Source organism: Microbulbifer sp. NBRC 101763 (assembly GCF_040371615.1).
Lineage (GTDB): Bacteria > Pseudomonadota > Gammaproteobacteria > Pseudomonadales > Cellvibrionaceae > Microbulbifer > Microbulbifer variabilis.
This window is the reverse complement of sequence record NZ_BAABQV010000002.1, coordinates 228901-255864: the sequence shown is the minus strand read 5'-3', so window position 1 is coordinate 255864 and position 26964 is coordinate 228901. Positions and strand designations below refer to the sequence as shown.

At 46.2% G+C, this 26964-nt stretch carries 32 protein-coding genes; 7 read left to right on the top strand and 25 right to left on the bottom strand.

Annotation, left to right across the window (positions count from 1 at the left end; all coding sequences use genetic code 11):
* Nucleotides 1-10: 10 nt before the first annotated feature.
* From ABWV76_RS06505 to ABWV76_RS06430, 16 genes are all read right to left on the bottom strand, one after another.
* A complete protein-coding gene (locus tag ABWV76_RS06505) occupies nt 11-1318 on the bottom strand; it encodes a phage tail-collar fiber domain-containing protein (RefSeq protein WP_020414336.1) in 1308 nt (435 codons plus the stop codon).
* A gap of 78 nt (nt 1319-1396) precedes the next feature.
* Entirely contained in the window at nt 1397-1945 is a 549-nt protein-coding gene (locus tag ABWV76_RS06500; RefSeq protein ID WP_020414335.1) for a phage tail protein I, read from the bottom strand.
* A gap of 13 nt (nt 1946-1958) precedes the next feature.
* Nucleotides 1959-2558 (bottom strand): prolyl hydroxylase family protein, encoded by a 600-nt coding sequence (locus tag ABWV76_RS06495; RefSeq protein WP_020414334.1) that lies wholly within the window; start codon nt 2556-2558, stop codon nt 1959-1961.
* Nucleotides 2545-3189, bottom strand: coding sequence for a 2OG-Fe(II) oxygenase family protein (locus ABWV76_RS06490; protein WP_020414333.1), 645 nt, complete (start codon nt 3187-3189; stop codon nt 2545-2547). Before ABWV76_RS06490 ends, ABWV76_RS06495 begins: the two co-directional genes overlap by 14 nt.
* A 9-nt stretch (nt 3190-3198) precedes the next feature.
* Complete coding sequence (locus ABWV76_RS06485) at nt 3199-4134, bottom strand: immunoglobulin domain-containing protein (RefSeq protein WP_353375564.1); 936 nt, start codon at nt 4132-4134, stop codon at nt 3199-3201.
* A 29-nt stretch (nt 4135-4163) separates the two neighbouring features.
* Nucleotides 4164-5969, bottom strand: coding sequence for a collagen-like domain-containing protein (locus ABWV76_RS06480; RefSeq protein ID WP_353375563.1), 1806 nt, complete (start codon nt 5967-5969; stop codon nt 4164-4166).
* A 252-nt stretch (nt 5970-6221) separates the two neighbouring features.
* Entirely contained in the window at nt 6222-8066 is a 1845-nt protein-coding gene (locus tag ABWV76_RS06475; RefSeq protein ID WP_353375562.1) for a hypothetical protein, read from the bottom strand.
* A gap of 13 nt (nt 8067-8079) precedes the next feature.
* Nucleotides 8080-8442, bottom strand: coding sequence for a hypothetical protein (locus ABWV76_RS06470; protein ID WP_020414329.1), 363 nt, complete (start codon nt 8440-8442; stop codon nt 8080-8082).
* A gap of 2 nt (nt 8443-8444) precedes the next feature.
* Nucleotides 8445-9395, bottom strand: a complete 951-nt coding sequence (locus ABWV76_RS06465; protein WP_020414328.1) for a baseplate assembly protein — start codon at nt 9393-9395, stop codon at nt 8445-8447.
* Entirely contained in the window at nt 9392-9733 is a 342-nt protein-coding gene (locus ABWV76_RS06460) for a GPW/gp25 family protein (RefSeq protein ID WP_282952285.1), read from the bottom strand. The genes ABWV76_RS06465 and ABWV76_RS06460 overlap by 4 nt, the downstream gene beginning before the upstream one ends.
* 8 nt (nt 9734-9741) lie before the next feature.
* Entirely contained in the window at nt 9742-10338 is a 597-nt protein-coding gene (locus ABWV76_RS06455; RefSeq protein ID WP_020414326.1) for a phage baseplate assembly protein V, read from the bottom strand.
* Nucleotides 10335-10907, bottom strand: coding sequence for a hypothetical protein (locus tag ABWV76_RS06450; protein WP_353375561.1), 573 nt, complete (start codon nt 10905-10907; stop codon nt 10335-10337). Before ABWV76_RS06450 ends, ABWV76_RS06455 begins: the two co-directional genes overlap by 4 nt.
* Before the next feature lie 180 nt (nt 10908-11087).
* On the bottom strand, nt 11088-11525 hold the full coding sequence (locus ABWV76_RS06445) for a hypothetical protein (protein WP_353375560.1): 438 nt from the start codon (nt 11523-11525) through the stop codon (nt 11088-11090).
* The gene (locus ABWV76_RS06440) at nt 11522-11824 is read right to left on the bottom strand and encodes a hypothetical protein (RefSeq protein ID WP_020414323.1); all 303 of its coding nucleotides are present in this window, start codon (nt 11822-11824) and stop codon (nt 11522-11524) included. The genes ABWV76_RS06445 and ABWV76_RS06440 overlap by 4 nt, the downstream gene beginning before the upstream one ends.
* Nucleotides 11811-12107, bottom strand: a complete 297-nt coding sequence (locus ABWV76_RS06435; protein ID WP_020414322.1) for a hypothetical protein — start codon at nt 12105-12107, stop codon at nt 11811-11813. Before ABWV76_RS06435 ends, ABWV76_RS06440 begins: the two co-directional genes overlap by 14 nt.
* A 1448-nt stretch (nt 12108-13555) precedes the next feature.
* A complete protein-coding gene (locus tag ABWV76_RS06430) occupies nt 13556-13843 on the bottom strand; it encodes a hypothetical protein (protein WP_020414320.1) in 288 nt (95 codons plus the stop codon).
* Between the two features lie 178 nt (nt 13844-14021).
* Here ABWV76_RS06430 and ABWV76_RS06425 point away from each other — a divergent pair, with 178 nt between their 5' ends.
* Together ABWV76_RS06425 and ABWV76_RS06420 are read left to right on the top strand one after the other, a co-directional pair.
* The gene (locus tag ABWV76_RS06425) at nt 14022-14381 is read left to right on the top strand and encodes a helix-turn-helix domain-containing protein (RefSeq protein WP_353375559.1); all 360 of its coding nucleotides are present in this window, start codon (nt 14022-14024) and stop codon (nt 14379-14381) included.
* A complete protein-coding gene (locus tag ABWV76_RS06420; protein WP_020414318.1) occupies nt 14368-14823 on the top strand; it encodes a helix-turn-helix domain-containing protein in 456 nt (151 codons plus the stop codon). Before ABWV76_RS06425 ends, ABWV76_RS06420 begins: the two co-directional genes overlap by 14 nt.
* A 10-nt stretch (nt 14824-14833) precedes the next feature.
* Here ABWV76_RS06420 and ABWV76_RS06415 read toward each other — a convergent pair whose 3' ends face one another.
* Together ABWV76_RS06415 and ABWV76_RS06410 are read right to left on the bottom strand one after the other, a co-directional pair.
* On the bottom strand, nt 14834-15364 hold the full coding sequence (locus ABWV76_RS06415) for a hypothetical protein (RefSeq protein ID WP_353375558.1): 531 nt from the start codon (nt 15362-15364) through the stop codon (nt 14834-14836).
* A 54-nt stretch (nt 15365-15418) separates the two neighbouring features.
* Nucleotides 15419-15913, bottom strand: coding sequence for a hypothetical protein (locus ABWV76_RS06410; RefSeq protein ID WP_020414316.1), 495 nt, complete (start codon nt 15911-15913; stop codon nt 15419-15421).
* A 321-nt stretch (nt 15914-16234) separates the two neighbouring features.
* Between ABWV76_RS06410 and ABWV76_RS06405 the strand changes: the two genes are divergently transcribed.
* From ABWV76_RS06405 to ABWV76_RS06395, 3 genes are all read left to right on the top strand, one after another.
* Nucleotides 16235-17035, top strand: coding sequence for a helix-turn-helix domain-containing protein (locus tag ABWV76_RS06405; RefSeq protein WP_353375557.1), 801 nt, complete (start codon nt 16235-16237; stop codon nt 17033-17035).
* Between the two features lie 52 nt (nt 17036-17087).
* On the top strand, nt 17088-17594 hold the full coding sequence (locus ABWV76_RS06400; protein WP_020414314.1) for a hypothetical protein: 507 nt from the start codon (nt 17088-17090) through the stop codon (nt 17592-17594).
* A gap of 133 nt (nt 17595-17727) precedes the next feature.
* On the top strand, nt 17728-17973 hold the full coding sequence (locus tag ABWV76_RS06395; protein WP_020414313.1) for a hypothetical protein: 246 nt from the start codon (nt 17728-17730) through the stop codon (nt 17971-17973).
* A 370-nt stretch (nt 17974-18343) separates the two neighbouring features.
* On the opposite strand, the gene parE is transcribed toward ABWV76_RS06395, so the two are convergent.
* The 6 genes from parE to ABWV76_RS06365 all read right to left on the bottom strand — a co-directional run bounded on the left by parE (nt 18344) and on the right by ABWV76_RS06365 (nt 24055).
* On the bottom strand, nt 18344-20230 hold the full coding sequence (gene parE, locus ABWV76_RS06390; RefSeq protein WP_020414312.1) for a DNA topoisomerase IV subunit B: 1887 nt from the start codon (nt 20228-20230) through the stop codon (nt 18344-18346).
* Between the two features lie 11 nt (nt 20231-20241).
* Nucleotides 20242-20865 carry a YqiA/YcfP family alpha/beta fold hydrolase gene (locus tag ABWV76_RS06385; protein WP_026305199.1) on the bottom strand — a complete coding sequence of 208 codons (624 nt, stop codon included), beginning with the start codon at nt 20863-20865 and terminating at the stop codon, nt 20242-20244.
* 76 nt (nt 20866-20941) lie between these two features.
* Nucleotides 20942-21619 (bottom strand): hypothetical protein, encoded by a 678-nt coding sequence (locus tag ABWV76_RS06380; protein WP_282952277.1) that lies wholly within the window; start codon nt 21617-21619, stop codon nt 20942-20944.
* A gap of 298 nt (nt 21620-21917) precedes the next feature.
* On the bottom strand, nt 21918-22742 hold the full coding sequence (gene cpdA / locus ABWV76_RS06375) for a 3',5'-cyclic-AMP phosphodiesterase (protein WP_245556712.1): 825 nt from the start codon (nt 22740-22742) through the stop codon (nt 21918-21920).
* Nucleotides 22743-22783: 41 nt separating this feature from the next.
* A complete protein-coding gene (locus ABWV76_RS06370; RefSeq protein WP_020414307.1) occupies nt 22784-23305 on the bottom strand; it encodes a DUF1249 domain-containing protein in 522 nt (173 codons plus the stop codon).
* An 87-nt stretch (nt 23306-23392) separates the two neighbouring features.
* Nucleotides 23393-24055, bottom strand: a complete 663-nt coding sequence (locus ABWV76_RS06365) for an NUDIX domain-containing protein (RefSeq protein WP_020414306.1) — start codon at nt 24053-24055, stop codon at nt 23393-23395.
* A 157-nt stretch (nt 24056-24212) separates the two neighbouring features.
* Between ABWV76_RS06365 and ABWV76_RS06360 the strand changes: the two genes are divergently transcribed.
* Together ABWV76_RS06360 and ABWV76_RS06355 are read left to right on the top strand one after the other, a co-directional pair.
* Nucleotides 24213-25253: a glycosyltransferase family protein gene (locus ABWV76_RS06360; protein WP_020414305.1), complete on the top strand. Its 1041-nt coding sequence runs from the start codon at nt 24213-24215 to the stop codon at nt 25251-25253.
* A gap of 39 nt (nt 25254-25292) precedes the next feature.
* Nucleotides 25293-26348 (top strand): glycosyltransferase, encoded by a 1056-nt coding sequence (locus ABWV76_RS06355; protein WP_353375556.1) that lies wholly within the window; start codon nt 25293-25295, stop codon nt 26346-26348.
* A 64-nt stretch (nt 26349-26412) separates the two neighbouring features.
* Here ABWV76_RS06355 and ABWV76_RS06350 read toward each other — a convergent pair whose 3' ends face one another.
* Complete coding sequence (locus ABWV76_RS06350; RefSeq protein WP_026305196.1) at nt 26413-26964, bottom strand: DUF4136 domain-containing protein; 552 nt, start codon at nt 26962-26964, stop codon at nt 26413-26415.

Here is a 26964-nt window from a genome sequence, read left to right as displayed (position 1 = left end):
GCCTCTAGATTTATGGTGCTATACGCTGTACATAGGCCAGCGCATAATAAGGAGGTAAAATCGCCACAGTGTGCTCATGGCCATCATGAGTAGAGGCGCTTGCCGTGTGGTTATGTGCACCACCACCACCACTGTAGCGGGTATATGTATTGAGCCCGTTATCCCAAGTACCTCCATCCCACTTAAGTATCCATCTTTGCTGGTATGTTCCGGTACTTCCGTTCGTGTAGGCACCTAGATCATGATGGTGCCGGTGGCTAGGAATTTGTGATAAGGTCAATGTGTGGTTATTAACTGTTATCGCGTGGGAGTGGGCACCATTCTTACTTGTCCTTGCTGATGTGGCACCACCAGTCGCCCCAACTGAATAATTGTCCCCAGCGCCAAGTACAAATCGGTTACGCAAATCACGTGTACCGTTACTGCCATTACATAGCTTGTATCCAGCTGGCAAATCTTGGATCTCCCCGCCCCAGATATAAATTAACTGACCAGGAAATTGCTTATTGATATATCCCTTTAATGTTTCTGGAGTGACGGCCTTTTTCTTTTCATTGCCAATGTCAACTTCACTCTGACTGGCCAGCGCTACGATTCCGCTCTGGCTAGTACCAGCTGCTACTGGTTTATTATCATTGAGTTTATTCTGCAGTGTCTTTGGAGTAACTACGAGTGTTGAGCTATTTCCATCATCCACAGCCTCCTGGGTAGCCAAACGGGTAAAACCATCTCGATTCGTAGTTGCATAAACATGACTGTGGCTGGAAAGAGCCAATACCGACAAGCGCTGATGGAGCGTTTTTGGCGTTACCACTTTATCATCAACGCTCCCTATATTAACTTCGGCTTGAGTCGCAATAGGAATAACGCCCGCACGTTCTGTGGTAGCTGTTGGGTTGCTAAAGCCTGTATCTCCAACGGAAATATTATCCGCGTTACTACCAGATAGTTTGATATCTAGGGATAACAAGTAAGTTGAATTGGCTCCTTTATTCCCTACCGGGTCGGCTCCAGGGCCTACCGAATATACGGCATAAAGTATTCCCGTATCGGTATACAAGCCAAACTCATTAACATCATAGATATCACTGCTCTCATCTTTTAAGGTGATATGCAGCATATCATTGGCAACTTCTACGTTACCGGATATGGTGGGCAGTCTTTTAAATTCTTGTTGCAACCCTGTAGCACTGGCATCCGGGTTCCAGCGCCCTGTACCCAGGGCAATCTTTGACAGTTTTACCGGTAAAGTACCGGCGTTATTCTCATCCACAATGGCCTTCTGGCCTGCAGTGGTAAGTACTAGCGCGAGTGTCACGGGTTTACTCCATGCACGGGCGAGCCACTCAGCCAAAAAATACCGAGTGACTCGCGGGCAGATTTATGGGAAAAGTGTTTAGGTCGCGGTAAACCGCAATCGGTCAAATACAGCAGCTCGCGCTAAACCTACAGATAAAGTCGTAGCACTTGCCTGTGTCCCCAGTCGCATAGTGAAATGGGAACGAAGCGGTTTAACATATGTTACCGCTTTCACAATATCTTTCTGAAATTCAGCACTCACTGGCTTACCAAATGCATCCACAGCATTTAGTACCAGATCAAAAGTATGAGGCTTACCTGGAGGATCAGTTTGAAACCACTCAACAATTGCTACATCTCCACCAAAAGCTGCAGCTGCAGTTTCTACTGCAGATCGAGTACCTTTTGTTGTATGTGTAGTAAACGCTGAGCGAATTACGGCACGTTTGGTAGCGGTAGGCCAACTATCATTCCATGTATCCACACTATGTTGCCAGGCTAAAAAAGGTAGGAACGTTGGTGGACATTTATCTGGGTCATAGAGTTCTGTAATGTTTACCGGTATTGCATTGAGTCTGGTAGCAATAACAGACTCTACAGCTAGCTCCAACTGGCTCGCATTGGGTGGCAATAAAGTGTTATTCAAGATTTACCCTCCATTAGTCAGCATAAAAAAGCGCGTTGGTCACAATATATTTTGTACCCTCTAACACTGGTAAAGATTCATGTAGCTCCGAGGGTGGAAACAGCAACAAATCTCCAGTAGTCGGAGCGATATTCTGACCACTTTGCAAAAATTTTAGCTGTCCACCTGAATAGTTGTCGTTCAAATAAAAGACCAGGGTGAATACTTTGCGCCACCCAAGGTAATAGTGCCCCGCACGAGCCCCATGATCAGGATTTTCATGAAAACTCAGCGGACGAGGATTATCCTCGTGAGCCCGTAGGTATTCACCCATTTGGTAACGAATTACACGAGACTCATAGAAGTAACGCTGAGGTCCTCCACTTCCTAAGTATTTATCTAAAGTACGTGTAGCAGCCGCTATCAATTGATCCCTTACCCAAAGCAGTGGCTCATAGCGCTCAACCCAAGTTTCTGAACTGGTTCGTGAATCACCGACAAAATTATCTGATGTATAACCAACTTGACCCGATCGTAGCCACCGACCATGTTTCTCAGCAGCCTCAATAATTTCTGCACATATTGCTGGAGGTAGAGCTCCCTGGTTAAAGCAGGCTAACTCATGCGGCAGCATGGGATTCTCCCTTTTTAATGCCTATTAGTTCAGCCTTATCCGCAAGAATATCCTCACAAGCAGAGAGCCAATTTAACAAAATATACTTATTATCATTTTCCGGCGGGAATGCCTCATGGAGGTAATTATCAGATACTGGAAATACTACCGCGCTCCCGGGATTTGTATTACAGCAGACATTCTGCTGAGGGAAAAACAGCTGCCCACCATAAGTGTGATTTAGATTAATGACCATAGTTAATTGACGCCATTCACCTGGTCGGCAATGGCGTAAGTCAGAATGCAACCGAAAAAATCCGGTTGGCCTATAGCGTACTATACGCGCAGGCTCGGCCACTAAGTAAGCCTCTACATTCGCTACATTTTTTCGATATAATTCGGCAATATCTTGGTAGAGAACTTCCAGTTTTTTTTCCAAATCGGTCAGCTCAGAATGCTGACTAAGCCAGATCTCATGACAGCGGCGACTACTGGGGACCACTACATTTCCCACGCCGTTCCCCATTACTACCCGGCCGGGCGTGTTAAATTTTACTGATTCAGCTAGCTGGATAATTTGCTCACATTCAGTTTTTTTAAACACATCGTGGACGTAAATAATTCGGGGATCCGTAGTACGTTCTATTTCCATCGAGTTCTCCTACGGAATATGTATTCCCATACCTACGCCTATACCCATACCAACTGTAGAATATTTTGTAGCTTTCAGACCAATAACGTCATCAAATAGGTAACTACCACCAATTAATTTTATACGTACCCGCACTCCGCATGTGTAGGATCCATTACTGGTTCGATTGCGGTATGCATAGCGAGTACCATTAATAGTCCCCACAGAACCTACTGATGGCGAAGCACCAGAAATATCGGAATTGTCGCCGGATACACTGGCATTATCGAAGCGCATCTGGAATTTATCACCTACAGTGCTACTAGCAGGCTTAATCCAGGCTCCCTGACTAACGGGGGAGCCAGACTGATTTTCCAAATATATGTATCCGTTGCGGGCAATTTCTAAACGTGCTACCGCGTTAGTCGGTGAGCCCGCTGACGCTGAATAACTACTTGGTAGATTACCTGGGAGAAACTGGTAATGGTGAAAGGTTATCGTAACCGTATTACTGTAGACAGTACCTACACCATCGGTCACCTTGCAACGGTATTGGCTGGTTGTTATTTCTCCTGTATCGGAGCGGCTAAGAGTCACGCTCCTTCCATTAGCGGAAACTGACAAAGTGGTACCACTGACCTTTTGCCAAGTGTAAATAAAATTCCCAGTGCCATTGCTCGGTTGGCTACATGTCAATGTAGTACTGCAACTTACTGAACCCGTACCGGCATTTTGCTTGACTGTGGTACCAGATAAAGATGGTGTACCCATAGCTACATAATCGGTAGCACTATAGAAATCTGCACTATCAGCAGCACCTGAAGTCGGAATATTATTATTTTGTGAAATATTCGGTACAAAACTACCGCCTCGATAAAATTGTGAAGTATTACCGGCACCACTCTGTCCAAATACACTTTGTAGATTGGCACTACTAGCCTGGCCGCTACTGGGCATAGTTGCCATAATTATCCCCGCTATTTAGTTTGATCTCGCTAATTTTTCTGCAGCTCTTTTATCGTTTTACTACATTCTTTGATGATCTCAGCCTGCTGTTCAAGTCGTGCTTCCTGGTCTTTACATACTTCAACGAGTAATCCCGTCACAACGTTATAATCGGCCTGATCATATCGCTTACCATGCTTCCTGAACTTCGATTTGTAAACAGTACCTGGTAGTGCTTTACGAATATCGGGGCTCATCAAACCGCCAGAACCACGACCACTGTCTTTCCAATCGAAAAGAACGCCATTAAGTTTTTTCAATCTGGAAATTGGCTTGTCAATCGTGCGTACATTGGTTTTAAGAATTGGGTCTGATCCAACCGAACTAGACTGCCAATACACATGGCCATCAGCATGGAAATTACCATTGGAAACATCGAACAAATATTTCGTTGTGGTGCCTGAGCGAATATATAAGTCACCAGTATGTAGACTCAAATAACCGTGGCTTCCGCTATGCATCATACGCATATCCGCACTGTTACCCCAACGAACCTCTTTGAGGTCCTGCCATTCGGTATGTCCTGTTACATTATCATCAGTATCAGCACGAATAAGCTGTGAACCATGTAAATTATCTACGGTATCCGCATTCCCCGCACTAGTAGCACTGGTAGCGCTATTAGCACTAGTGGCATAGTTAACGTTCAAATTCAATGAGAGATCGCCATTTGCATCAAAACTTGCTGAGCCACTGGCATTACCGCTGACTGAAACAGTACCACCGGTTTTTATCGCACCGATTTCTGCTGGGGTAGGCTTTTGCCCTTCATGATAGATTTTTTTATTATCGCCATAAGTCAATCCGCCAGATTGTTTTATATAAGCTGCGCTAGGTTCCGCAGCCTGCCAAACGGCCTCATCATTGTAGGTAGTAGATACGCCATTAGATTTCGTCGCGCCAATTTCGAATACACTTACTCCGAAGTGATCAACAGCCTTCTGTACCCACAGCTCAACCGGCTGACCATACCCCGCACTAATCAGCCGAAAAGCGTCATCTTTAAAAGCTCCACTATGGTTAAATGCATAGGAGATACCGCTATCGGACACTAGGGTATTTGGTGCGATCTGCTGAACGACATGGACACTCACCATTGCATGACCACGAATAGATGAACCATTAGTTGTCAATAATAAAATCAATGTGGCATTGGCATAATCAGAATTGGGCATATTGAATGTAGCAATTTTCGCCCAATAATTTGCACTGCTCATTCCCGCATTCTTTAAATTGCAAACCCGCCTCCCCAAGCCCTCTATTGGAAAGGGGCCGGTGTTTTCTTTTACTCCATCGGTATAGGTGATTCGCAAGGTGCCATCAACTAAAACTTCCATACTGGAAATACCGCGTCCGGAGTCGCCCTTGGGACCAGCCAAGTTACCAATTATGGACCAACTACCAACACTCTTTTGATAAAGAGTTTTATTTGGGCTATCCAGCTCCACATAATGCTCGCCATTTCGGCCCAGGCTGTCTGCAGGTATACCATTACCAGCGAAGATACCCAGGCCCTGTTCGCCCTGAATTCCTTGTATACCCTGGTTACCCTTATCGCCCTTATCTCCTTTTGGGCCTTGGGGGCCCCGTAGATTACGCAACTTCGCCCAACTGTTATCACTTTTTCCATACAGGTCGGCACTATCATAGTCCAAGTATTGGTCGCCATTGTTACCGAGGCCCGCAGCAGGTATACCACTACCCCAATGAATTGTTGCGCCTTGAGGGCCAGTTGGGCCGGATGGGCCCGCTACACCGCTCTGCGCCAGAGTTAATGTCTGGGTGATTTCGCTCATAATTTTCTAATGGTTAAACAGTGACGTGCGGCGTCACAGTGACGCAGCCATATATCAGGCATTTGCACTATTAGTTTTGGATTTTAAAGAGAAGTTGTAGAGGGCTGCAGGCCAAGCAATTATCAGCCTCGCAAGGGCTAAGTGTGCATAGCAAGGAGCAATACCCTCACGACTAAAGTCTTAAGATTTTTATTTTTGTCTAGCTAAAAATTAGCACTGCTAACTTAACTTTCGCTAGGTATAACGGCATAGTTAATACTGGTTTTCAATCCGGCTTTGAAGACTTTTTATCATATGCTGGAGTTTATTAACAGTTTTACCTTGGTTCTTGATAGCTTTAAAGTCATCACTCTGCCGCTGTAATCTATTCTCCAAGTCTTTACACACCTCAACCAACAAACCAATGACGGCATTATAATCGGCCTGATCATATCGCTTACCATTCTTCTTAAATTTGGATTTGTAAACGGTACGTGGTAGTGCCCTACGAATATCCGGGCTCATCAAACCGCCAGAACCACGACCACTATCTTTCCAATCGAAAAGAACACCATTAAGTTTTTTCAATCTGGAAATTGGCTTGTCAATCGTGCGTACATTGGTTTTAAGGATTGGGTCCGATCCAACCGAACTAGACTGCCAATACACATGGCCATCAGCATGGAAGTTTCCACTGGAAACATCGAACAAATATTTCGTTGTGGTGCCTGAGCGAATATATAAGTCACCAGTATGTAGACTCAAATAACCGTGGCTTCCGCTATGCATCATGCGCATATCCGCACTGTTGCCCCAACGAACCTCTTTGAGGTCCTGCCATTCGGTATGTCCTGTTACATTATCATCAGTATCAGAACGAATAAGCTGTGAACCGTGTAAATTATCTACGGTGTCCGCATTCCCGGCACTAGTAGCACTTGTAGCACTATTGGCACTAGTGGCATAACTAACATTCAGATTCAGTGAGAGGTCGCCGTTTGCATCAAAACTTGCTGAGCCACTGGCATTACCACCAACTGAAACCGTGCCACCGCTTTTTATCGCACCGATTTCTGCTGGAGTAGGCTTGTGCTCCTCATGATAAATCTTTCTATTTTTTCCATAAACTAGCCCGATAGATTGTTTGACATAAGCTGCACTAGGCTCCTCTGCCTGCCAGCTAAAATCGTTATGATAAGTAACCGTCACTTCATTAAGTGCGGCAGCCACTTCGTGAACACTCAAAGATACAAAAGAATGCTTCTTTCTCACCCAGAGTTCTACAGGCTGACCATATCCATTAGATATCAATTTAAACGAATCATCTGCAAAAATTTCACCATGATTTGCAGCAATATATACCCCAGACTCTGCCGCCAAAGTATCGGGGCTGGCTCCCTCACGAAACTTTACAGTGATCACGGCCGCGCCATGTACTGCTTGATCCCCACAAACTAGAGCTAAAACCAGACCAGCATCAGCTGTACCTGTCGTAGTTCTTAACGTTGCGACTTTGGCCCAGTAATTTGAATTATCAGCTCCTGGATTTTGTGATAGTGCTACACGCCGTCCCAAACCCTCTATCGGAAAGGGGCCAGTATCTTGATTCGTACCATCAGTGTATGAAACTCGCAAGGTGCCATCTGATAATACTTCCATATCGGAAATACCTCGGCCAGTATCACCCTTTGGACCAGCTAAGTTACCAATTACAGACCAATTACCAGCACTCTTTTGGTAAAGGGTTTTACTTGGGCTATCCAGCTCCACATAATGCTCTCCATTTCGGCCCAGATTATCTGTAGGTACACCATTACTGGCAAAAATACCTAGGCCCTGTTCACCCTGAACTCCCTGGATGCCTTGATTGCCCTTATCCCCCTTATCTCCCTTTGGCCCTTGAGGGCCACGGAGATTGCGCAGCTTTGCCCAGCTATTATCACTTTTTCCATATAAGTCGGCACTATCATAGTCGAGATATTGGTCGCCGTTGTTACCGAGGCCCGTGGCAGGTATACCACTGCCCCAATGCATTGTTGCACCTTGAGGGCCTGTTGGGCCGGATGGGCCCGCTACACCACTCTGTGCCAGAGTTAATGTCTGGGTAATTTCGCTCATAGTTTTCTCATAGCTAGACAGTAACGCGCGGCGCCACAGAGACACTGCCATATATCAAGCGCTCAGCACTATCACTACTGGGATTTAGAAACAGATCGTAGATAGCATCGCGCCAGGTAAAACCAGCGGTTACGAGACCCGGAATTTCAATTTTTAGCTGGCCATTATTTGGGTCACCGCTGTCGCCTCCCACCTTCAGCCCATCTAAATTGTCTAAAGATAGCAGTAGTGTTTTATCATCATGGTTATCACGTATTTGTAGACGTGCCGTGTAGCCAGTCAAGTTACGAGGTGTGCCTGGTGGAGCTTCAATAGTCATTAGCAAGCCATAGCCAGCCCCTTGCTCCAGTTCAATATTGTAATTAGAGCCGTACATATTTACCCCCGTATAATTTCAATACCTGCACACCACGCGGTCTGATGTGGTTCATTGAGGATATCGAATTCTGGTTCGTGCAATTGCACTCTTTCTATACCCTCTTGATGCAATACTTTGGATAACCCCGATCTGGCTACAGTAAGGCCCAAACCATGGCGTTTCTTTGCATAAGCAATTGCGGCCTCTTCAGCACGTTGATATAACGCTTCATCCACAGGTCCTGGCATTGGAGTCAGAGTTGCACTAATAGAGTACTGTTTAATTTCAGGCTCTATTATCTCTACCTTATCAGTTAGAGGACGTATGGACTTTTCTGATAAGGCATTATTCACAGCTTCAAGTAAATCCGGTGAAGCCGAGCCATTACCCTCAGTGCTGAGGATAACCACATGTACCACTCCATCACTAGGACTGCTTGCCAATGCATCTTTTACGCGGGGGTCAGCTGCAAGCGCATGGCTCTTATAGGAGCCTTTAGGACCAGCAGTGGTGAGGCCCTCGAAGGCAAGAGGAATTCGCCCGCGGTAGCGGGTGTCATCCTCACCTTCTAGCCGGCGAGTCTTGTTGTTCTCTCCCAGCCGATCCAAATCTCCATCAACCGCAAAAGCAACCATGACGCCCCGAGCCGCATCATTGACTCGCTGACGAGTGAGCATCTCTCGGTAGGCAGCTACTTGTAATAAGCGAGCTAAAGGCTCGCTTTCCATTTGTACATAACTAAGATTCATCAGAGAATCCGCTGGGATTTTGAAGTAAGGTGCTCCATCATCAGTAACTAGGTCTGCCCTCACTGTTTGTGGCTTAATCACCTGCCCCATTTCATCAAGTAATAGAGGGGAGGCACCATCAAGCAGAGCTACCATTTCGCCATAGATACTTTCAAAATCTAGAGTTTCCACTATATTTGGTGCTGGTAAGCGACTGATGTCCACTGCACTTTCTGTTGTCATATTTTTATATTCTCCAGAGTTATAAACTCGCCGCTGTCCACCATATAGCCGGACAGTTTCATAGTTATACCGCTGCTCTCCATACGTACTACCTGCATTTCTGTACTCTGAAAGCGAGGTTCCCAAAGGCTTAAAGCCTCTGCTGCATTGGAGTAGATATCCACTATGGTGGAGCGAGTTAATGGTGCATCCAAGGAATGGAAAATTTTTGCACCATAGTTCCGACGCATTAATCTAGACCCTACTGGAGTAGTGAGAATGTCGGTGATTGACTGACGCAAGTGCTCCAGCTCTGTGATAGCCACACCACTACTACTATCCATACCGTATCGCTGCACGCTTCCCCCTATTGTGGTTTCTCAGTGGGGCTACCCACCGATTTCACTATATGTGTATGCTTGGGTAGGCTGATGCCATTACTGCTAAGGTCATCACCGGTATGCTCAACCTTTCCTTTCATTTGAATTTCAGTCCCTTCTAGCCTGAGACTTTCGCTCTCTAAGTTAATATTTTTCGCTTTTAAACTTATATTCTCAGCCTCAGCAACAATCGAGCCCGCCACTTTCAACTGGGTATTACCATTTTGATACTCAATCATGTCACCATTGGCGAATGTGCGGCGAAAAAGGTCGGCAGTATCGCCATTAGCTGGTGCTTTATCGCTATAGATCGCTGGTAAAATCACACCTGCACGTAGCTCTCCACTAGGGCTTAATACTGCAACCTGTTCACCAATACTCGGTGGACGCCACTCGGTATCATTAGTCCCAGCCGCTGGGGCAAACCAACGTAACCAGGTTGTTAGGTTTTCTCCTAAGCGCACGCGAGCGCAGGCTGTGTCATAGTCCACCTCCTCCACAGTACCGAGACGTACTATATTGTCGACCCGACGCTGTAACTCACCAAGCTGCTGTAGAAGTGCAGTTACTACTTCTGAGTTCATGCCTCGCCCACCTCACCAATTTTGGTATAGTCATCGCGATGCTTTAAGCCAACTTTTGGTTCATAACCCACATGAACTTCTACCGGCTTAGGTATTGGCGTAAGATCATGTCGCCGGTCTTCTCCGACCCATATTTTCTGAGTAAACCTTAAGGTGTAAGCAGCAAGAACACCGTCACCAGTTTCATTAAGCTGCAAAGGCTGAAGCCCTTGGAAATTCAAACGTCCAGACTTTTCAATTAACTTGGCTTGTGAATCGATCAAGTGCTGCTCAAATACTAGGACTGTTGAAACCGCAAGATCTCGAGCTGCTCGGTTATTAGCCACCAAAGTAGTCAGATTGCCTACAATGACTATAATTTCCCATTCTACTGAAAGCGGCTGCACGCCATTATTAAAAGCAGCTATTGGTTCACTAGAAACGAGTCTTAACAGTAAGGCTGGAGTGCTATCAGGAATCTCACTACTACCTACCTGAAGTTCCTTTATTATTTCTTCACATTTAATTATGCCGGGAATACTTTGTAATTTAAGTAAAATATTGTCAGATATAGTGTTAATACTGGTCATAAATGTGCATCTCTTATCCGACCTCAAGGAGCAAATAAAAATTAGATCCAATGTGAAATTCAAAAACTAAATCTGAACCACTGAAATTTTAAAAACCCAAAAAAATAAATAAATTTGAGCAACACAACCCAAAGGAATTTAAAACTTTTGAATCTAAAATTTTTCGGCCACTAAATAAATTTAGCTATCTTTAGATAAACCCGAAGGAGAACGGGCCATATGATAGCGAGCTATCGCTTCGCTGATTTTATTCGGAGCAAAATAAAAAGTAAGAATTACTCCTACCGGTAATCCCATTTTCGAGGCTGCTGAAAAAGTAATTTCAGCAGCCTTAGCGAAACTTTGATTATAAGGCTCAAATGCTGACCACACACACAATATCAAAGCTACGAGACTTTCTAGCAGCCAAATAAACGTAATTGATAACGCTAATAAACGCCGGGTAAGGTTCTGGCCAGCAGTTACCTGCTGCCACTTCAGCATCCAATCTAATACTCTTGCTTTGAAATCAGCTTTTTCCTCTTCAGTATAAACTAAAGCATCACCGGTTCTAATTACGGCATCGACACTCTGTTCGATAACATCGCTAGTATCCCATAATCTCTTCCATAAACTCATGATTTAAGCCCCAATTTAATTCCCCACAAGCATGGCTCTCGAGATAAATATTGATAAGCTGCTTCCGCCGCTTTATCATAAACTTCGTTTAGAGTTAAGAATCCGGCATTAGTTGTCTCTATATATGGATATTCCTTTAGTGGCTTAAATAGCCCTCCGCCATTACATTGCCAGACTGTCATAGTTTCGCTATTAGTAGATACTGCTATCATAAATTCTTTTGTTGGCACCACTAATACAAGTACTTCTGATGAACCTATAGACTCTAAGGTAAGGGGGCTCTTTTCAGTTTTGTTCATATTTGTGTACAGGATTTCGCATTAAGAAATTCTTAACTTGGTTCACATCAGCTCCCACTTGATCAATACTATTCTGTAAATTCTCAAATTTACGGTCAGTTTTCTCTTCCAGGCGACGATTAGCCTCATCCAGGCGTGCAATATCATTCTTGTGGTTGTGCTCTAATGCTTGCCATTTGCTCCAAAACATTCCAAAAGAAAAAACTGCCCCACATAGCATAATTACCAAACCAATAGCCACCGGTGTATCACGGTCGATCGCTTGAGGTTGATCACAACTCATAAATTCCCCAGGATACAAAAAAGCCCCAGAATTTCTGGAGCTTTCTCAATATTCAGATTAAACGACTTCGAAAAATATTAATCGAAATTAAATTTACTGTCTTAGCTTCTGCTGGTCTTACCTTACCCACACTACAGAAACCTTATCGAAAAAATCTGTAATCACCAAATATATGACCCTTTTAAATCGGGCCTGTAATTTGACTATGGACTAATAAACAATTTAGGCACGCAATAACGACCACAAAAGCATACTTCAATACCTGTCATTCTCCTCAGAGCATATAGACAGAAAATTCAAACTATCAAGCCAACTGCCACCAAAGCAGCACTGGTGGCAGCTATCAATCAAGCATAATTAATTAACATTTTTGGAAAACCAAAAAAATCTGTGAATTTGTGACGCAATCGATTAACAGCCGCAGCAGCTATCGTTACATCTCATTTTCCTACCTTCACCTTTATGGGCTTACTTCGCCCACAATGCAGAAACTTTAGCAAACAAATCCGTAACTGCAAAATACATGACCCTTTTAATAAACCTCAAAGATTATATCTATATTGCAGTGTATAACTCTACCTAAGAATGCAATACGACTCTTATGAATACCCCTCAATAACTTCCATTTTCTTCAGAGGATATAGATGAAAAAATTGCACCATATAGATATCAAGCCAATAGCCGCAAAATTAAATTTTACAGCTCTGGCCTGTTATTCACGAGCTTACCTTGCCCACGATACGGATACTTTAGCGAAAAAATCCGTAATCACCAAACACATGACCCTTTTAATTCAGACCTCACTTATAGAATATGGAAGGAACAATAGATTAACAGGCAATAAATTCTTCACACTAATCAATATGTAAGCAGGCATTGCAGTAAGAAGAGTTCAAAAACTGAAGCTAGCTTGATAGCTTAAGCCTAACTTACGAAAAACTAATAAGTGCTAGAATGAGTCCTCACCACTAAGTTCCTCCATAGCTCGCTAGGCTAGAAACTTCTAGTGCCCAGAAATTTAGACCTCAAAAAAATGCGTCAAGACTTCGCTCTATACCTGCCAAACACTTTAGGCCGTTTAGTGCTCGCACAGGTTAAGTTTCCGATAGCTGTGCGCCATTGTTTATTCCTCTTCAATCCCTCATTGCTTATAAATTTCCGAAGGAGTCTTGAATATCTGGATATCCCACCATAACTATTACCTCGAATGTGACAATTCTCTTGCACAAGTCACAAAGCGACGACAAATAATTATTTCAGTAATATTTGCAATTAATTGCTCAGAAATCTTTTACAAGATATTTCGCCATAATACGAGATAAAATAGGACCTAATAGGTTGAAGCGTTTTATTTAGATTAATTAGGGCTAAATATATCGCAACAACCTGAAGTCGAGAAAAGGTAATGCTTTAAGGTAATTTGATTTGTTTTACTCTATCTAACTTTGTCATCGGGTACAGTTAAGCTTTAATGTACATGCCTCGCATTTTCTACAAAGATCTGCACGTACGGATGCAATACAATGTAAGGTGCCCTTTGTTTTAACCTCAGCTTTGTAGGTATCCTCAGACAGTGCTTCGAATAGCTGCCGTTGAATAGAAAGGGCTTGTGTCATAGTGGCGCCCTTAGCTAGAGCAATTTTTGCTGTTACTCTGGCAGCTACTCGCGCAGCTCGATTTTTAGTGTTTATACCCCCATTTTTTTCCTGAAACTGGGTTATTTTTCTAGCTTCCATGACAATCCTCTCACTTTATTGTCGTAATACAACAAACAAGAGAACAATATACCTATTGAGGTCTATCGTAAAAATCCCTGATGGGTCAGACTTGAACCGGTTTATTAAAATAGATTCGACATAGATACGATTTCATGAAAGTTGCACTATCGTATGAATGCTTTTAAGGAGAATGGTGGTGAATCGCTTACCCACTAACTGGCTTGAGTTGAGCCCAGGGTTGCGCTTGGCTCAACAGCGTCGAGCGCTGGGTTTGAGTCTAGTGAAAATGGCTGCGATCTCGGGTATTAGCGCAGAGCGCTTGCAGCGTATAGAGAGAGGCAATGGCAGGTTGGCTCCTGGAGAACTATTGCCTTTACTGGGCGGCTACAATTTGAGCCCCAATAGCTGGCTGGTCGGTATGGAGAAAGTGCCATTATTAGGCATCGAAGCCAGCCCGCAATTCCAACAACACTTAAGCCTGCTAGACCTGGATGAAATGGAGGCTGTAGAAAAATTTGTGTTCAACATCACCGCGGGACGTAATGCCCAGCCGTGAACCCACCAGGGAAGAGCGGGACTATATGGAAATGTTGGCAGCGATAGCGAAATCTCTGCGCTTGGATGCCGGGCAGGGAATCACCGCTACGGCACGGGCTTTGGGGATGAGTCTATCGAGTTACAAACGTTTAGAGCGCAGTGAATACCTAGCCAATGGAGCGGATTTACAGCAGCTCGGGCGCTTATATGGGCTTGATGCCAACCTCTTAGTTTATGGGGTAACCTTAGTCGGGCAACCGCTTTCTGGTGAGGCGAAGTTAGCGCGCACTTGGCAGCGTCTACTATATCGTCTACGCGCACTGGACATTCAGACGCAGGGAGCAGTAGGGGAATTAGTGGCAGATCTATATCAGTTGCACCTAAAGCGTGGTGGAGCTCCAGCCGAGATAGCTATAGCAAGAGATCAGCGACGCTTACAAGCATTATTAAAATCAGAGTAAGGGCTACTAGCTACAGTATATTCATCTTGTCTTGTCGCTCCCTGCGATGCATCTCAACCAGTACCCTTACGGCTGCGCGTGCTACTAGGTCCTTGCTAATTTTGCCTTTGTTCTTCTTGGCATCGGCATAAAGTTCGCTGTAGGAACGTGTAAGGATTTCATCATCTACAGCGATATCTACATCCCCCCCCAAGGCCTCATCCAAATAACACACTACTTCGTTAACACATTGGCCAGCGAGTACAAAGTCTTTGACAGTTTTTGGGGGGGGGAGATCGGAGCATAGAGAATTACGATCGGCAGCATAGGCCCACCAAATAGCATCTGAACCCAAAGCTTCGGCGATATCATCCATTTCCTTGAGGTCGCGGGGGAGAATATCCTGACTGAGCCAGCGGGTGGTATTTGCCTTACTTACTCCAAATCTGCGTGAAAATTCCGCGCTACGTCCCGATCCTTCAGGAGGAAAGCCAGCTTTATCTAGTAAGAGATTCAAACGCTCACTACATCCCTCTGTAGCCACTAAGTATTTATCAACCATTTTCCCCTCTACCTATTGTTGAGTTGGGTAAAAACCTTATGGCTATCTACCCTGTCATTGCGCACTCAATTGTTTTCTATGTACTGCTAATACGTTGACAGCTGTAAGTGATACACGGTCCGGATCAATGTTTCCGCTATTACTACATGCATACTCGTAAAGCTCGATATAACCGCAGTTCAAAGCCTCTCCTTCAAGATCCAGCGGTCTATCCATCAGGTCTGCCAATCGTTTTAGAAGTGCATTTGCACACCGGCCAAAAAGTGAAATATCGAATACCTCTTGCACAGAGGACTCCTCTTCTCCTTTACCTATTGCCCACCAAAATGGATCTGTACCCAGAGCATCAGAGATTCGTTTCAATTCTGTCATATCACGAGGTACTTTATCGTCATTAAGCCATCTGGTCGCGTTAGCCGTATTTACCCGAAACTCCCTCGAAAAGGCGGCTACACGTCCCTTACCGTCTGGTGCGAAGCCTTTTGCATCCAACAGTCGATGCAGGCGCGCGCTACTCCCGGCAGTACCTAATGACTTCTTTTTGCTCAAGTGTATTTCCTTAGTACTGCAAGTATCACTTGCGAAGTAATCTTTGACCCGTCTTCTGTAGAGTGACTTTTCTTTTCCAAACCGCCCAAAGTCGATTGATAGTGGGCCTTTTGTACTGAGAAATGATCATACCATAAGTGTCACTATAAATTGTCAGAATAAAAATCAGGCAATTAAGTCTAAAATTACACAATAAAAGAAATAAATTTATCAAATTTTGGTGAAATAATATCCATATAGCAGGTTAGACAGGTTGCAACAAGCACCACATGTGGAGTATTGTTTTTTTAATCCACAAGCGATACCTAAGGGAAAGGGACTGTGAGTTTAGAACTAATGACGCGAGTCTGGAAGCTCGAAAATCTAAATAGTACCGAAAAATTTGTTCTTCTAGCTTATGGTAGCTACGCCAATGAAAAGGGTTGCTCCTGGCCGAGTAAAGAAACTGTTGCCCGTCGAACTTCATTATCCAAAGCCACTATAAAGCGCACAGTAGCTCGGTTATGTGCCAAGGGTCGCCTAGTAGAAATGCCCTTACACGTGGGGTATGGCGCAGATAATAAAAGACGCAAAGTACGGGCGTATTTGGTTCAACCCGAAGGACTATGCAACGACGAGAGCGAGGAGAAACTAGGTGCATTAACTGGGGTTCCAAAGCACTGGGGGCAGAGTGAGCCAGGTTCATTGAGCTCCCAAACTAGGAGCACCGAGTACCAGGAACACCGGAAAAACGCGTCAAGTGGGGTTACTGTTAGCCCCAATAATGTAAAAAATAATAAATCTATAAAGTATATAAATCGACACAGAGGAATTATCCTTGATAACTTGCCTGATTCTATTGATCCAGAAATTGCTCGGGAAGTTATAGATCACCGAGAGAAACAGAAAAAACCACTAACCCAAGGCGCATTTAATCGACTGATAAAAACTGCTCTGCAAGCACCCCAGATCGCAGGTATAACAGCCAATGAAGCCCTACAAAAGATTCCCGATCGTGGCTGGTACGGACTGGAATTGGAGTGGCTCGTACCTATGCAGTCAAAGATGTCCCCTCGTACATCAAGCAGCAACCGCCGCTCTCGTGATATCCCCATCGCCGACATGCTCAATGACCAATGGTAGGTATGCAAAATTATTTATTCAACAACCATTACTAAGCTTTTGAGCCTCCACAATGCTTGATTTTTTAACTCCAGCCAATAGAAATTATTTTTCTTATAAAGAACTGCAATGTCGCTGTAACAACTGCATAACAGAGCGCCACCAGGGCGATACTTGTGTGGGCAATGCACAGAACATGAATCATGAATTTATGCAGCATCTAAATCGGGTACGTGAGAAAGTGTACTGTCGCTCAATGCCAATTTCTAGCGGCTACCGTTGCAGTCGCCACCCTGTAGAGTTGCGCAAGCGTGAGCAAGCCAAGCGAGATGGAAAACCATATATTCACGGCGATCATCCCAGTGGCGTGGGTGTAGATGTAAGAATATATGGTGCTAATGCCCATGATTTGATTGAGGCACTGCACATTTACAATTGGTGGCATAGCCAAAGAGGCATGCCGCGCCCTTTTACTGCTATTTGTCCCAATCAGCGCGGACCATACACAGGGCGCTTTATTCATATTGGAGGGAACACTGATTTCCCTGGGCGCCCGCGCCCCTGGCTATGGACCTATTGAGGGGACCGAGATATGGAAACAATATTTGTCATAAATTCCCATCTATATTGAATTTCCCTTATTTACGATGAAAACCAATATGGATTTAACCAATTTTTAACAAAAATTAAACTTGTTAGGAGACAAAAGAATAATGGACAGATTTGCAATTTTTTACGGCAGCTATAATCTGCAGATGGGTGGAGCAAAAGATTTTAAAGAGTCTCACCCAAATAAAGAAGAGGCACGGAAAAGAGCAGAGGAAATTGCCAAGGAAAATTTCTTTGCTAGCTGGGTTCAAATCTTTGACAAAGTAACCGATGAGCTTACCATCTACAATGTGGTTGATGGTGAACTCAAGGAAAGGGACTGCGATCAATATTTGGCTACCCCCAAGTAAAAATAAAAAAAGGCCAGGAAGCACTTATCAAGTACATAACTTAGATGGATCAAATTAAGCAAAAGCTGGAAATTTGTCTCTTGAAAATAAGCGTTTTACTCAGCTGATCAAGGCAACTAAATTTAAAAGTAAAAATGGAGGCGATCGCATGAATGAAGAACTAACGTAAAGATAGATATCCTACTATTCATCATATTCAAATGAAATGGTACTATTAATGACAGATCCTTTTAATTTACGAGCAGGGATATTCCCTTCATGAGATATTTAGAGCTTCCTTGCTCAGACAATATACGTTAGTTTAATGCTTTCCCCCCAAATTTATAAGATGTTCCTGCACTCCAATAAATTATTGCTACAACCTAAAAAATTAACCGACCTCGGCAAGGTTCCCTTTACTCTCCAGCCACTGCTTGCGATCACCCGCACGCTTTTTGGCAAGTAACATATCCAACAACTGATTGCTGTCATCACCGGCATCTATATAAAGCTGTACCAGGCGACGGGTATTGGGATCCATTGTGGTTTCACGCAGCTGCATAGGATTCATTTCACCTAGGCCTTTAAAGCGAGTAACCTGGATCTTGCCCTTTTTCTTCTCTGCACTGATTCGATCGAGAATGCCCTGTTTTTCTGATTCATCCAGCGCGTAATAGACATCTTTGCCAATATCGATACGAAATAATGGCGGCATTGCTACATACACATGGCCATTGGTCACAAGCGGGCGGAAGTGTCTCAGGAATAGGGCACAAAGCAAAGTAGCAATATGTAATCCATCTGAATCGGCATCTGCAAGAATACAAATTTTGTTATAGCGCAAACCTTCAAGGTTATCGCTACCGGGATCTACTCCCAAGGCTACAGCAATATCATGCACTTCTTGGCTGCCCAGGATTTCTGCTGAATCAACCTCCCAAGTATTCAGAATTTTTCCGCGCAAGGGCATGATAGCCTGAAACTCACGGTCACGAGCCTGCTTGGCGGAGCCACCCGCAGAGTCCCCCTCGACCAGGAAGAGTTCACTGCGGGAGGTATCGGCACTGGAGCAGTCTGCTAATTTGCCGGGCAGTGCAGGTCCCTGGGTTACTTTTTTACGTGCAACTTTTTTGGCGGAGCGCATACGTTTTTGCGCATTGCTGATGCATACTTCAGCGAGTTTATCGCCCTCTTCCGTGTGCTGGTTCAACCATAGGCTAAAGGCATCCTTAGCCACACCGGAGATAAACGCAGTAGCTTCGCGAGAGGACAGCCGCTCTTTGGTTTGACCTGAAAACTGAGGGTCAGCCAGCTTGGCAGAAAGTACGTAGGAACATTGGCCCCAAATATCCTCAGGACCCAACTTAATACCGCGAGGTAACAAGTTGCGGATTTCACAATACTCCCGCATGGCATCCAGCAAACCTGCTCGCAGCCCATTCACATGAGTGCCACCCTGAGCGGTGGGAATCAGGTTTACATAGGACTCTGCAGTAATTTCTCCACCTTCAGGTAACCACTGTACTGCCCAGTCTGCAGCTTCTGTAGATGCAGCAAAACTACCGACAAAAGGTTCTGCAGGCAGAATTTCCCATCCTTGGTTAGCCGCAGCAAGATAATCTTTTAGTCCATCTTCGTAGTACCATTCATCCGACTCCCCGTCCTGTTCATTGATAAAGGTAACGGTGAGCCCAGGACAGAGCACAGCTTTGGCACGTAGCAGGTGGCGTAGGCGCACCACGGAAAATTTTGCGGAATCAAAATACTGCGGGTCTGGCAAAAAACGAACGCTGGTTCCGGTAGTACGCTTGGGGCAGTCACCGACCACTTCAAGATCAGAGGCTTTTTCTCCATCCTTGAAACCGATTCGATGTACTTTACCATCCCGCTGGATAGTCACTTCAAGCACCTTCGACAGGGCGTTGACCACGGACACACCCACACCATGCAAACCGCCAGAAAACTGGTAGTTTTTATTGGAAAACTTACCTCCAGCATGCAAGGTGGACAAAATTACTTCAACACCTGGACGCCCCTGCTCGGGGTGAATATCCACGGGCATGCCACGCCCGTTATCACTAACAGAGATCGATTGGTCTTTGTGTAAGACGATTTCGATTTTATTGGCATGACCTGCGAGGGCTTCATCGACACTATTATCGATGACTTCTTGGGCCAAGTGGTTGGGGCGGGTAGTATCTGTATACATACCGGGGCGTTTGCGCACCGGATCCAGCCCTGTGAGAACCTCAATATCTTCGGCGGAATAATTGGCCATAATTTAATTAATTACTGCTGATTAAATAAAAATTCAACTATAGGATCGCAATATCGTGCGAACCCCTGAAAGCTGTGATCACCACCGTCTTCGATAGTTTGACGCTGGCCCCGATAAAAGTCCTCTGCATCACGGTAATCGAGTGTTTCATCACCTCGTTGGGCTAAAAGCCAATAGCGACTGCTCAAAGGGCTGGGCAGCTCAGCTTCCAAATGCTCCAAAGTATCTACGTCCCCCCTACCAAGGCGATAGTCTCGCTGTTCACCACTATAAGGCCGTAATACCTGCCCAATATAGGCGGGCATAAAGCGGGACGGTCGTACGGCAGGGTTGATAAGTGCTGCTGGCAGGTTAAAGCGCTCTCCCAGATAGGTGCACCAAAACCCTCCCATAGAACTTCCCACCAACCCAATAGGGCCACAATCAGCAGACTTCAGGAAACCCTTTAATAAGCTAACCAGGGATTGCTGTGCAATTGCCGGATAAGGAGAGATTTGTGGCGCACAGAAAATAATGCTCGGATGATCAGCACCGAGCTGTTCGCGCATCAACTGACACTTAAAAGATTGCGGGGACGATAGAAAGCCGTGCAAGTAAATCAGCAGCGGCCTTCCCTTGGAGTCTTGTGTTTGCATAGGCGGGGATTATAGCGCCCTTGAGAGCCTGTGGGAGCGTAAGCTCCATACCTACCCGCCGAATATTTCACATTATCTACAGTAGAGCCTTATCGAGGCTGGCAAAGGCCCGGCGCATATCTACACGCATATCAGACCAAAAAGTTACGCTTGTAAAGCGCTCAAGCCGCCCCCCCGGCCCGTTCGTACCAAAGTTTTCTCCAATATCCCGCCGGTCACGAAAGCGCATCACCGCATTGCCATCGCGGTCGTAGAGAGTTCCTACCAGTACACCATAGGCACTCTGTTCAGTGTACACACGCCACGCCCAGGGTGAGGGGTCCAATGGAGCAGCCACTGAAAATTTTTCCAGTGACATTGCCAGGGTGTAATCGGCCTCTGACTGCTCAGAAACCAGCACACCATTGCGCGCACTAAGAAACTTATCCGAGAAAGTTTGTGCCAACAGGTTATTAAGGCGCTGCAGATCCCGTTGGTCCAGCTCATAGTCCTTCTCGCGATAATTACTGCGTGGCAAAGAGGAATAACGCTTACTGTATTCAATTTGTACAGGGCCGACATAAACCTTTGCGCCACTGAGATCCAAAGCAAAAGCTGCTGATACCTCATCCAAATGGCTGGGACGAGGCTCCAAACCATCCTGCTGTACCTGAACAGAGCTACCTTCAGCAGATGTAACCTGTATTGGTTGCTGGGTACAGGCTGTAACTATTAATACTGTACCCAACATTGAGCTAAGTAATAATTTTTGCATTTCTAAACTCCTGACTTCCCGATGTTATCAACCCGGCGAATGGAGCTCGAACACAGCGATCAATTACCACACTTTTTAGGCTGCTCATTGCAGCGTCACACTTTTATAGCTCTGATTTTCGCCGATCAATCCCTATACCAATGATTGGACTTGCGCCCAATCCAGGGAATTTCATTGTACGGCGACCGGGGAGGAAAGATAGTAGTTAGTTCGTTAAGAATGGTTTTGTACTATTCAACAATCAAGAGACAGAAGACAGGCAACCCGCTACAGCTAATTGGTACCGGGTTGATGCAAATCAATAACCTGAAGAGGCAAGATCCACATAATATTTAGAGATGGCCACGCGCTCCACGCCAGTGGTGTAGGTGCCATCATTGTGCAGCTCAAACCAACGATAGCCAGGCATTTCGTCATCTACCGCGAAAGGGCCGCTGCCAGGGGTGAACTGTACCGAAGTAGACGGCGTTGCGTGCAAGCCGATCTGTCCTCGGTTGCTGTCAAATTGCTGGTGTACATGGCCCCACACCAAGGCTTTAACTTGAGGTGCTTGATCCACCATCTGTAAAAGTTGGTCACGCCCCGCACGAAGCATATGGCCATCAATCCATTTACTGCCCACAGGAACAGGCTGGTGGTGCATCATAATCATCACCGGATGCTCTCGAGTTTCCCATAGTAGCAGTTGAAGGCGTTCCAGTTGTGCCTCACCCAGTCCACCACATATCTGGCCCTCCACACTGGTATCCAGCAGTAATAATCGCCAATTACCCAGTGCGATCAAATCCGTGCTCCGATTGGGAGCCAACTGTCGCATACGTGCACTCACATCATGATTGCCGGGAAGCCAGTACCAGGGAATAGGAATGGTGCGAATTTTTTGCAAAAAGCGACAATAGGAGGCCTCCGAGCCGTTCGCACTGATATCACCGGTGGCAACCAGGGCTTGAGCACGGGGTTGTTTGGCGATAACTGTCGCCAAAACCTCGTCGAGTGTGTGGCCGGTATCCAGACCCAGCAATTGATAATCGGGCCTGCTGCCGATATGTGGATCTGTGATCTGGATCAAACGGTGCGATGTCGCCCCAGGGGGAGACTTCGACTTATTGTGTTCGCGAATCACTTGCTCACCTTGTGTTCACATCCATGTGCTCTACTGCAGAATCAAAATCTCCGGCCATCCAGCACCAGATCAAATTCTGCGCGACCATTTGCGAGACAGTACTCAAGCCATTCGCCGAGATAACGGTTCGCCTGAGGTCTCTCATCTGCGCGTTGCATACGGGGATTCGGGTAAGCGGTATCAACTCCTTTACCACCCACCGGCCCGCGACCATTGGCTGTGATTACCTCCGCCATGCACGCATCGTGATAAAGACGTACAGTTAAGTCCGGGGGTTCCAGCCAGCGGCACTTACTGAGGCTTACCTCCGCGCTCAGGGACACTTCCGTCGTGTACCTAGATCGCGCCTTCACTCCCAGTATCAGAGTGCCTCCGGGCAATTGATAGCGCCACAACTCCCTCTCTGAAAGCTGTGGCAGCAATTTGATCAGACGCAGGTAGTTTGCATCGCAGTCGGCATGATATGACGGCAGATCGACTCTATACACTGCACTTTCATTGCCATTTGGCGACAATTGTTGCCGTTTGCGCTGTCGCGCCTGTGCCTCGCCCAGTACAGCCATTATCAACACTCCGATTCTATTGCCGCCGTGACTCAGATCTCAGTTTGCCCTTACAGCAGGTAACAGAGTGCAAGGCATAATGACCGGTCAGGCAGTTAACGTCATCTTTACTAGTTTTTCCCGGTTTAACTCCAGCCACTGCATGCAAATGATAGTGGGTGCATTATCGATAGGGTTCTCCCCTGGAGCATAGTCCCCACCCAAAGTCCTAAGAATCAGATCCCGGGTAAACACCCTTAGGTGTATATCTTCATTCTCATCTTCCAGGCCAAAGTACCCCTCTGCAGAACTCAAGTCCACTAGCCCACAGTAAAGGTGTAATCGCTCTGAACTGCCCCCTACACTGGGCATATAGCTGTGGATAAAGTGCAATTCCTGCACTTTCAAACCGGCCTCTTCCTGCACCTCGCGTTGGGCCACATCCCGCAGATCTTCTCCCTCCTCAACCATTCCGGCGACCACCTCCAGACACCAGGGCCCAGCTGAACGCTCTAGAGCACCCGCGCGAAACTGTTCAGTTAATGCTACAAGGTCCCGTTCTGGATCATAAAGTAGTACTCCGACAGCAGGCCCACGGACAAACACCTCGCGTTGAAATGTGCTGCTCCAACCGCCGCGAAATAGCCGGTGGCGTAGCCTCAAGCGCAACATGGTGAAAAATCCCTTGAACACTGTTTCCTTGGAAAGGATTTCCACAGAATCCGCAGAAAACTCAGGATACAAATCGTTTTGACTACTTTTTCTTGGCATTGTTCGCCTTCCTCTTTGCGATACAGGTCTTTCGCACTCTGGGTAGTACAGGGCTATATGGACCCGAGCCAGCTGTTATACTCTGCGCCCACCGTAACAGCCTCTGAACCAAGCGGCCATACGAATTATCTCCCTGGATTTTAGAGAGTGCGCCACTATGAGAGTGCTCAATATCGCCTATCAGCAACTGCGTCGCTACGGCAAGACACGGGTCAGCTGGGCGCAGAAATTGACTTTTGGCCTGATCAAAAATGATCACAACACCCAAGTATTCAGCGATCGGGATGTAGCCGCATTTGAGGCCCCGTTTGGCATCCGCGACCTGGGTGTGAGCAAAGCCAACCGCCGTTTGTTAGAAACCGTAGAAGCATTTGAACCGGACTTGGTGATCGCAGGCCATTGCGACATGATCGGTAACGATACCCTGAGGGAAATTAAAAAGCAGCAGCCCAACTGCATGATTGCGCACTGTAATAATGATCCTCTGTTTGTCCCCAGTAATGTGGAGCGAATTAAATACCGTGCGGAAATCGCCGATGCAGTTTTCGTGTCCACTGGGCGCCGCGAACTGAAAATTTTTGAAGGCTTCGGCGCTCGGGTTTACCACATGCCAAACCCAGTAGAGACATCGATCGAAAACCTTAATAATGCTGAGCGCACAGATCTGCCCATCGACTTATTGTTTTGCAGTAACAGCAACAATTTTACCAAGCGCCTGCAGATGGTTAAGAACCTCAAGGATGCCTTGGGGGACTCATTAAATTTTAAAACCTATGGCAGTTTTGGTGAGCCGCCGGTCTGGGGAAGAGATTACGATCGTGCACTCTCCCAAACTAAAATGGGGCTGAACTTTAATCGTCAGGATACCCACTACTGGTATTCATCCGCACGCATGGCACAACTTGCCGGTAACGGCATACTGCAGTTCACCAGTGACAAATTGCACTTTGATGAGTTACTACCGCCAGAGAGCATCGTTTATTTTTCAGAAGAGCAAGATCTACTGGAAAAAATCCGAGAGTTTCAAAATGATGATGCCAAACGCCGTGCCTGGGCAGCAAAGGCCCGGGAATTTTTCCATACGGAAATGAACTCCAAGCTCTATGCGCAGTATATTGTCGAAGCCACAAGCTTGCAGCCATTTAGCCATGACTATGCCTGGGCACGCGATATCAACCTGGATGGCACCCTGAAATAACGGCACTGCCAAACCAATCACACTTAATATGTTGGATTTATGAGTAACAAGCCAATTCGAGTGGCACAAGTCCTCGCCGGCGCCGAACACGGTGGTGCGGAAAATTTTTTTGTACGCCTGGTAAGTGGATTAAACCCAAGAGGGGAAATTAACGAGAAGGCATTTATTCGTAACCACGACCATCGCGTACAGGCACTGCGTAACAATGGCGTTGAAACTGAAGGCTTCAAGTTTGGTGGCAAGCTGGATTTTCTCGGCCGCAGAATTTACCGGGAGGCCTTGGGCAACTGGCAGCCCGATATTGTGATGACCTGGATGGGGCGCGCCACGATTATCACCCCCAATTCAAAAAACTACTTACTGGTTAGTCGCCTAGGGCACTACTACAATCTTAAGTACTACCGCCATGCAGATTACTGGATCGGTATCAGTAAAGGCATCTGCCAGCATATGATTGATGGCGGTATCCCCAAAGACCGCATTTTTCATATCCCCAACTTTGCCGACGAGACTCCTGTAGAACCTCTACCACGCAACAGTTTTAATACTCCGGAAGACAAACCCCTGATTCTCGCTGCCGGACGTCTGCATATCAATAAAGGGTTCGATGTTCTGCTGCACTCCCTGGCACAGATTCCCAATGCGACACTGTGGCTAGCAGGTGCTGGGCCAGAGGAGGCCAAATTAAAGGCCCTGTGTCACAGGCTTGGCCTGGATCAGCGGGTACGCTTTCTGGGCTGGCGCAACGATGTCACCACCCTGATGCGCACTGCCGATCTATTTGTGTGCCCATCACGCCACGAGGGATTGGGCTCGATCGTAATGGAGTCCTGGGCGCACCGCTGCCCAATAGTAGCAACCAACTCCCAGGGGCCGGGTGAGGTAATTACTGACGGTAAGAGCGGCCTAATCACTCCGATCGATGATGCAGACGCACTAGCTAAAGCCATTAAATCAGTACTGGACAACCCTGAGTTGCGCCAGAGCCTGATTGAAAATGCGTCGGAGGTCTATGCAAATGGCTATTCGAAAAAGTTTATCGTGGACTCCTATATTGAGCTCTACGATAAACTAATGCACCGAGGGCGCCCTTAATGAACAAAAAAAGCCACCAATTTATGGTGGCTTTTTTCACATCAGGCCAAAATTTTGGCACCTGCTACTGATAAGCCTCCGGTAAATCCCTCAATAAGGCGCTCACACCCCGGACAATGAGACGCTGGCGCTGCTCAATGCTATCTGGGCGAGTCAGTAGTTCACTGGCACTTCCACCCCAAATAATTTCCCCCCCTGGGCGACCAATCCCCACACTCATAATCACCAGAGGGGCATCAGTAAGCGGCGGTAACTCTACAACCTCTTGGGGCGCATTACTGTCAAACTGTTTATCCCAACTGGGGTCCCTAGTATCCCCGGAAAAAAACTCATCAACAACGGCAACCTGGTAGTCGACCACCATATCGGCTTCCTGGTCCTGCCCCACCTGACGATAACCTCTTTGCTGCAACTGCGCCGCGACTGTGCCACGCATTTCTTCATCCAACTCCACCAATTGCGCCGGCGCATCGGGCGCATCCCCGAGCGGCGTTACCCCCCATTTGTAGGTGGAAAAAGCCACCGGCTGGGCTCCTGTATTTACTCGCTCCACCTGCATCTCCTGGCATCCTGCCATTAATAGCAATGTCACCAGACCCGTCATTATGTAACGCAT

Bases quoted from the DNA above. Each gene is read 5' to 3' on its own strand.
- ABWV76_RS06455 (WP_020414326.1), bottom strand. From the start codon at position 10,338: ATGAACTCAGAAGTAGTAACTGCACTTCTACAGCAGCTTGGTGAGTTA.
- ABWV76_RS06450 (WP_353375561.1), bottom strand. From the start codon at position 10,907: ATGACCAGTATTAACACTATATCTGACAATATTTTACTTAAATTACAA.
- ABWV76_RS06465 (WP_020414328.1), bottom strand. From the start codon at position 9,395: ATGACAACAGAAAGTGCAGTGGACATCAGTCGCTTACCAGCACCAAAT.
- ABWV76_RS06430 (WP_020414320.1), bottom strand. From the start codon at position 13,843: ATGGAAGCTAGAAAAATAACCCAGTTTCAGGAAAAAAATGGGGGTATA.
- ABWV76_RS06415 (WP_353375558.1), bottom strand. From the start codon at position 15,364: ATGGTTGATAAATACTTAGTGGCTACAGAGGGATGTAGTGAGCGTTTG.
- ABWV76_RS06480 (WP_353375563.1), bottom strand. From the start codon at position 5,969: ATGAGCGAAATCACCCAGACATTAACTCTGGCGCAGAGCGGTGTAGCG.
- ABWV76_RS06490 (WP_020414333.1), bottom strand. From the start codon at position 3,189: ATGGAAATAGAACGTACTACGGATCCCCGAATTATTTACGTCCACGAT.
- ABWV76_RS06420 (WP_020414318.1), top strand. From the start codon at position 14,368: ATGCCCAGCCGTGAACCCACCAGGGAAGAGCGGGACTATATGGAAATG.
- parE (WP_020414312.1), bottom strand. From the start codon at position 20,230: ATGGCCAATTATTCCGCCGAAGATATTGAGGTTCTCACAGGGCTGGAT.
- ABWV76_RS06370 (WP_020414307.1), bottom strand. From the start codon at position 23,305: ATGGCTGTACTGGGCGAGGCACAGGCGCGACAGCGCAAACGGCAACAA.
- ABWV76_RS06365 (WP_020414306.1), bottom strand. From the start codon at position 24,055: ATGCCAAGAAAAAGTAGTCAAAACGATTTGTATCCTGAGTTTTCTGCG.
- ABWV76_RS06475 (WP_353375562.1), bottom strand. From the start codon at position 8,066: ATGAGCGAAATTACCCAGACATTAACTCTGGCACAGAGTGGTGTAGCG.
- ABWV76_RS06470 (WP_020414329.1), bottom strand. From the start codon at position 8,442: ATGTACGGCTCTAATTACAATATTGAACTGGAGCAAGGGGCTGGCTAT.
- ABWV76_RS06485 (WP_353375564.1), bottom strand. From the start codon at position 4,134: ATGGCAACTATGCCCAGTAGCGGCCAGGCTAGTAGTGCCAATCTACAA.
- ABWV76_RS06400 (WP_020414314.1), top strand. From the start codon at position 17,088: ATGCTTGATTTTTTAACTCCAGCCAATAGAAATTATTTTTCTTATAAA.
- ABWV76_RS06435 (WP_020414322.1), bottom strand. From the start codon at position 12,107: ATGAGTTGTGATCAACCTCAAGCGATCGACCGTGATACACCGGTGGCT.
- ABWV76_RS06360 (WP_020414305.1), top strand. From the start codon at position 24,213: ATGAGAGTGCTCAATATCGCCTATCAGCAACTGCGTCGCTACGGCAAG.
- ABWV76_RS06495 (WP_020414334.1), bottom strand. From the start codon at position 2,558: ATGCTGCCGCATGAGTTAGCCTGCTTTAACCAGGGAGCTCTACCTCCA.
- ABWV76_RS06395 (WP_020414313.1), top strand. From the start codon at position 17,728: ATGGACAGATTTGCAATTTTTTACGGCAGCTATAATCTGCAGATGGGT.
- ABWV76_RS06445 (WP_353375560.1), bottom strand. From the start codon at position 11,525: ATGAGTTTATGGAAGAGATTATGGGATACTAGCGATGTTATCGAACAG.
- ABWV76_RS06440 (WP_020414323.1), bottom strand. From the start codon at position 11,824: ATGAACAAAACTGAAAAGAGCCCCCTTACCTTAGAGTCTATAGGTTCA.
- ABWV76_RS06380 (WP_282952277.1), bottom strand. From the start codon at position 21,619: ATGCAAAAATTATTACTTAGCTCAATGTTGGGTACAGTATTAATAGTT.
- ABWV76_RS06350 (WP_026305196.1), bottom strand. From the start codon at position 26,964: ATGCGTTACATAATGACGGGTCTGGTGACATTGCTATTAATGGCAGGA.
- ABWV76_RS06385 (WP_026305199.1), bottom strand. From the start codon at position 20,865: ATGCAAACACAAGACTCCAAGGGAAGGCCGCTGCTGATTTACTTGCAC.
- ABWV76_RS06355 (WP_353375556.1), top strand. From the start codon at position 25,293: ATGAGTAACAAGCCAATTCGAGTGGCACAAGTCCTCGCCGGCGCCGAA.